This window comes from Mycobacterium parascrofulaceum ATCC BAA-614, assembly GCF_000164135.1.
Classification (GTDB): domain Bacteria; phylum Actinomycetota; class Actinomycetes; order Mycobacteriales; family Mycobacteriaceae; genus Mycobacterium; species Mycobacterium parascrofulaceum.
In genome coordinates this window covers 399,895-405,921 of the sequence record NZ_GG770558.1, presented here as the reverse complement: position 1 = coordinate 405,921, position 6,027 = coordinate 399,895, and the positions used below count along the sequence as shown (strand labels likewise).

Below are 6,027 nucleotides of genomic sequence, written 5' to 3'. Positions count from 1 at the left end.
CGGCTCCGGGGCCGTCGGCGACGTCCGCCGGGACGTGGGGTGCGGCCACGTCGGGGTACTCCGCCTCGGGGGCGGCGGCGTCCGAAGCGCCGGCGTCGAACCCGGCGTCCGGAGGTGTATGCGGCACGGCGACGTCGAGGTATTCGGCCTCCACGTATTCGTCTTCCGGGCGCTCGGCCTCCGGCTCACGCGCGTCGTCGGCGTACTCGGCTTCGGCGTAATCGCCGTCGACTTCCGCGTAATCCCCAGCGGCGTAATCACTTTCGGCGTACTCGGACTCGGCGTACTCGGGCTCGGAGTACTCGGGTTCGCCGTATTCGCCTTCGGTTTCGGCGTACCCGGCCTCCGACAGGGCGGCCGGCGAGACGGCCGCGAAGGAGTCGGTGTCCACCGCGTCGGGATCCTGTTCGGCCTCGAACGGCCCCTCGTCGGCGCCGCCCCGCCGCCAGCTGACCCGGCCCGCGGGCTCGGCACCGGGCGCCTCGGGCTGCCGCGCGAAATGGTCGGTGCTGACGTCGTCGGGCCCCCAGTGCCCGTCCCCTTCGGCGTCGTAACCGACGCCGAAGTCGCGGTGGGGCTCATACTCGGCCTCGGCTCGTGCGGCGCGACGCCGCCGCCAGCCGAGGGCCACCAACCCCGCCAAGACGATCAGCACCAGCACCGGGATGACGGCCAGCAACCACCACCACTGCCACGCGAACTTCTTCCCATGCGCGGGCATCGCGGAACTGCTCGGCTGGTTCTGGCCCGACACCTGCAGACCGGACAGCAGCGGAGCGAGATTGGCCGGATCCGTGCTGAACGTGTTCTTCGCCCGGTTCCACGAGATCTTGCCGCCGGTGAACTGCTGGGAGACGACGTCGCCGTCGACGGACTGATCACCGACGGGCGCGCCGAGCTTGCCGGTCGGCCCGCGGAGCTTGTCCCACGCCGCCTTCATGGCCCCGCGGACCACGAATGCGCCGTGCTCGGAGGTCCAGAAGATGACCGGCTTGTCGGCGCCGGAGAAGGTGACGACGCGGCTGGACGGGATGCCGCCGTCGGCCTCGTTGGCGGTGGGGAAACCCAGGTCGCTGCCCGCCGGCCCGCCCAGCGACTCGTACTTGGCCAGGATGTTGCTCTCGACGGCATTCGCGCCGGTCGCCGGGCTGAAATACACCTTCCCGTTGGCGAAGTCCTGGACGATCCCGTCCCCGCCGATCGGATACTGCGCGCCCTTCTTGACGCCCAGCGGCCCGTTGGGACCGCCGGCCGCGCGCCAGGCCATGTTGATGGCCGCGGTCGGATCGATCGCCACCTGCAGGCCCTTCAACTGGTCGGCCAACGCCGGTGGCTCGGTGGTGAACTGCTTCGTCTGCCGATTCCAGGAGACCTGGCCGCCGCTGAACTTCTGCGCCGACACCTCGCCGTTGTAGGTCTCGTCGCCGACCGGGACCCCCAGCACCCCGCCCGAACTGCCCAGCTTGTCCCAGGCGGCGTTGATGGCGCCGCGCACCACGAACGCGCCGTGCTCGGGCGTCCAGAAGATCACCGGCTTGTCGCTGGCCGAGAACGTGCTCACGCGGCTGTCGGGTCCGGCGAGCCCGGGCACCTCGTTGATGGCGGGAAAGCCCAGATCGCTGCCGGCGGGGCCGCCCAGCATTTCGTACTTGTCCAGGATGGGCCCGTAGACGAATTTGGCGCCGGTCGCGGGCGTGAAGAACATCTTGCCGCCGTCGAAGTCCAGGACGAAACCGTCGCCGGCGGGGTACACGTCGCCCTTCCGGGCGCCCAGGGGCGAAGCGTCGCCGCCGGCCTTCTCCCACGCCGCCATCATGGCCGCCTCGGCGTCGCCGATCGGCGACGCCGCCGCCGGGGGCGCCAGGAACGCGGCGGCGGCTATTGCTGCAGCGGTCAAGCCGACCAGCGCGCTCCCGACCAGCCTGCGCATGTGACCTCTCTGCCCGTTCACCAAGCCTCCCAGCCGGCGGTTATGCCCCTATCAGCGGCTGTGCCCCCACCTGCACGGCCGGCGAGCGGGCCGCAGTCCGACCGCAGGGAAACAACCCCGTTCCGATTCGCATTATCGCGAGGCTCGGATAACTTTGCTCCAGCCGGCGAAAATTGCGAAGTCAAATCACGCATATTACAAAAACGGATACCACGCCGATGTCGAAATGATGCCAAGCCACGCTCGAATCGCGACCGACGGCACCGGCCCCCACTTCGTGTTCGGGTTGTCGCGTGCCCGCCCGAATACGACGTGGGCACGGGCAAGGGCGGGCGGGCGTCGTCACGCCCGGCCGATCCGCACCCGTGCGTGCGGCCGGACGTGACCGGCTCGCCGGCGGCGTCGCGCTTTTCGGCTGGACGCAGCGCCATTGCGCGGGCGGCGTGCCCAAAACACATGCGCCGACGGTACGGGACGCCATCGACTCGGCAACGATTTACCCGAGAAAAGCGGCCGCGGACGGGGCATCGACCAGTTTGCCGTCGCCGCGCAAATTCGCCGGTTCCGACGGCGCTGCCGGCCAACGGAGTTGACGCGCTAGACCCCGAGGCTGCGGCCGATGATCTCCTTCATGATCTCGGTCGTGCCGCCGTAGATGGTCTGCACCCGCGCGTCCAGATAGGCACGGGCGACGGGGTATTCGCGCATGTAGCCGTAACCGCCGTGCAGTTGCAGGCAACGGTCGATCAGGTGCACCTGCTTTTCGGTCGAGTACCACTTGGCCATCGCCGCCTGCTCGGCCGTCAGCTGCTTGTCCAGGTGCAGCCGGATGAACTCGTCGACCATGATGCGCACCACGGTGGCCTCGGTCGCGAGCTCGGCGAGCACGAAGCGGCTGTTCTGGAAGCTGCCAATCGGCTTGCCAAATGCCTTGCGCTCCTTGGTGTATTGCAGCGTGTCCGCCAGCACCTGCTCCATCGCGGCGGCCGCCATGATGGCGATCGAGATCCGTTCCTGCGGCAGGTTCTGCATCAGGTAGATGAACCCCATGCCCTCCTGCCCGAGCAAATTCTCGGCGGGAACCTTGACGTCGGTGAACGACAGCTCGGCGGTGTCCTGCGCGTCCAGCCCGATCTTGTCCAGGTGGCGGCCGCGCTCGAAACCCTCCATGCCGCGCTCGACGACGAGCAACGAAAAGCCCTGCGCCCCTTTGTCGGGATCGGTCTGCGCCACCACGATCACCAGGTCGGCGTTGATTCCGTTGGTGATGAACGTCTTTGCGCCGTTGAGCACGTAGTGGTCGCCCTGCTTGACCGCGCGGGTCTTGATGCCCTGCAGGTCGCTGCCGGTGCCCGGTTCGGTCATCGCGATCGCCGTGATGATCTCGCCGGTGCAGAACTTCGGCAGCCAGCGTTGCTTCTGTTCCTCGGTGGCCAGCGCCAGCAGATACGGCGCGACGATGTCGTTGTGCAGCCCGAAGCCGATGCCGCTGTAGCGGCCGAAGGTGGTCTCCTCGGTGATGATCGTGTTGTAGCGGAAGTCGGGGTTGCCCCCGCCGCCGTATTCCTCGGGCACCGCCATGCCGAGGAAGCCCTGCTTGCCCGCCTCGAGCCAGACACCGCGGTCGACGATCTTCGCCTTCTCCCACTCGTCGTGATGGGGCGCGACATGGCGATCGAGGAAGGCCCGGTAGGACTCCCGGAACAGGTCGTGCTCCGGCTCGAAAAGGGTGCGCTGGTACTTGACGGCACTGCCCATGTGGATGACCTCCGGCGGCTGGGGACTTTGTCGCCCAACATATACCAACCAGACGGTTGGTCGGCAGCCGGCGGGGTGGCCCGGCGGCGATCAGCGGGCGGAGAACTCCTGCAGGCGCCCGGCCAGCGCCACCGGAACCCGGGCCTTGATCCGGGTGCCGTCGGGGTTGTGCTCCTCCTGCTGCACGCGTCCGTCGGCGTGCAGCCTGGCCACCAGATCGCCGCGGTGGTACGGGATCACCACGTCCACGGCCGTGTCGGCGGGAACGGCCAGCTCCGCCATCCGGGTCCGCAGGGCGTCGATCCCGTCGCCCGTCCGGGCCGAGACGAACACCGCGCCGGGCAGCGCGTGCCGCAGCTTGGCCAGCGTCAGGTCGCTCGCGGCGTCGATCTTGTTGACCACCAGCAGTTCCGGCGGCGGGTCGCCGTGGTGGTCGGCGACGACGTCGGAGACCACCGCGCGCACCGCGTTGATCTGGGCCAGCGGGTTGGCGTCGGAGCCGTCGACCACGTGCAGCAGCAGGTCGGCGTCGACGACCTCCTCCAGCGTGGAGCGGAACGCCTCGACCAGCTGGGTGGGCAGGTGCCGGACGAACCCGACGGTGTCGGTGATCGTGTAAGCGCCGGCCCGCTTGGAATCGGCGCCGAACTCGGCGCGGCGGGTGGTGGGCTCCAGCGTGGCGAACAACGCGTCCTGCACCAGCACCCCCGCCCCGGTGAGCGCGTTGAGCAGGCTCGACTTGCCGGCGTTGGTGTAGCCCACGATGGCGATCGAGGGCGCGTCGCTGGCCAGGCGCCGGCTGCGCTGGGTGTCGCGGACCTGTTTCATGTCCTTGATCTCGCGGCGCAGCTTGGACATCCGTTCGCGGATGCGGCGGCGGTCGGTCTCGATCTTGGTCTCACCCGGACCGCGCAGGCCCACGCCTCCCCCGCTGCCGCCGGCGCGGCCACCGGCCTGCCGGGACATCGACTCGCCCCAGCCGCGCAGCCGCGGCAGCATGTACTCCATCTGGGCCAGCGACACCTGCGCCTTGCCCTCCCGGCTGGTGGCGTGCTGGGCGAAGATGTCCAGGATCAGCGCGGTGCGGTCGATCACCTTGACCTTCACCGCCTTTTCCAGCGCGGTCAGCTGCGCGGGGGACAGTTCACCGTCGCAGATCACGGTGTCGGCGCCGGTCGCCAGCACCACCTCGCGCAACTCCTGGGCCTTGCCCGACCCGATGTAGGTCGACGGGTCCGGCTTGTCGCGGCGCTGGATGAGCCCTTCGAGCACCTGGGAGCCGGCGGTCTCGGCGAGGGCGGCCAGCTCGGCCATGCTGGCCTCGCTGTCGGCGGCGGTGCCGTCGGTCCACACGCCGACCAGTACGACGCGTTCCAGCCGCAGCTGGCGGTACTCGACCTCGGAGACGTCGGCGAGTTCGGTCGACAGACCGGCGATGCGGCGCAGCGCGGAGCGTTCTTCGAGGGCGAGCTCGCCGGTGCTCGGCTCCGGCACAGCGGGATTGGAGAAATCAGGATGTGTCATAGGCAATACAGAATGATGCACGGCGGATCGGCGTCGTGCACTCGAATTAACGCCCCTGCGCGTCCCACCATTCCCCGCTCACCTCCCCGTGCGCCACCAGGACCGACGGCCCCCGCAGGTAGCTGGTGGCGTCGGTGACGGTGACGACGACCTCGCCGCCCGGCACCCGCACCGCCAGCGTGCCGGTGTCCGTCCCGGCGGCGGCCAGCGCGGCCACCGCGGCCGCGACCGTGCCCGTGCCGCACGAGCGGGTCTCGCCCACGCCGCGCTCGTGCACCCGCATCCGCACCGCCCCGTCGGCCGGTGCCGTGAGAACTTCGATGTTGACCCCCTCCGGGAACTGGGCGTGGTCGAAGCTGACCGGCGCCGCCACGTCCAAGCCTGCCAGGTCGTCGGCGGTCAGCGCCGGATCCACGCACGCCAGGTGCGGATTGCCCACGTCGACCCCGAGGCCGGCGAACCGGCGCCCGCCGACCGTCGCCTCGAAGGCGGGCCCCCCGCTGCCGAGCGTGTTGGCCTTGCCCATGTCGACGGTGATGTCGGCGCGCGTCGCGTCGGCGCGGTGCACGGTGACCGGCCGCGGGCCCGCCGCCGACGCCACCACGAACTCGTCGCGGCCCTCCATGCCGCTGGCCCGCAGGTAGTGCGCGAACACCCGGACGCCGTTGCCGCACATCTGCGCGATCGAGCCGTCTGCGTTGCGGTAGTCCATGTACCAATCACCCGGGGCGACGCCGTCGGGCAGCCGGTCGAGCACCCCGGCCGACAGGGCGGCGCCGGCGGTGGTGACCCGCAGCACCCCGTCGGCGCCCACG

The 6,027-nt window shown here is 70.0% G+C and carries 4 protein-coding genes; all 4 read right to left on the bottom strand.

Annotated features, from left to right (window positions below; genetic code table 11):
- Positions 1-1,930 (bottom strand): LGFP repeat-containing protein (locus HMPREF0591_RS25265; RefSeq protein ID WP_007171558.1); only part of this gene is annotated, 1,930 nt, incomplete at its 3' end.
- Between the two features lie 597 nt (positions 1,931-2,527).
- Positions 2,528-3,688, bottom strand: a complete 1,161-nt coding sequence (locus HMPREF0591_RS25260; protein ID WP_007171556.1) for an acyl-CoA dehydrogenase family protein — start codon at positions 3,686-3,688, stop codon at positions 2,528-2,530.
- A gap of 90 nt (positions 3,689-3,778) precedes the next feature.
- Entirely contained in the window at positions 3,779-5,212 is a 1,434-nt protein-coding gene (gene hflX, locus HMPREF0591_RS25255) for a GTPase HflX (RefSeq protein ID WP_040623886.1), read from the bottom strand.
- Between the two features lie 46 nt (positions 5,213-5,258).
- Positions 5,259-6,027, bottom strand: a 769-nt coding sequence (dapF, locus tag HMPREF0591_RS25250; protein WP_040623885.1) for a diaminopimelate epimerase, incomplete at its 5' end; no start/stop codon positions are given.

Excerpts from the sequence above, each read along its gene's own strand:
- hflX (WP_040623886.1), bottom strand. The coding sequence starts at position 5,212 with ATGACACATCCTGATTTCTCCAATCCCGCTGTGCCGGAGCCGAGCACC.
- HMPREF0591_RS25260 (WP_007171556.1), bottom strand. The coding sequence starts at position 3,688 with ATGGGCAGTGCCGTCAAGTACCAGCGCACCCTTTTCGAGCCGGAGCAC.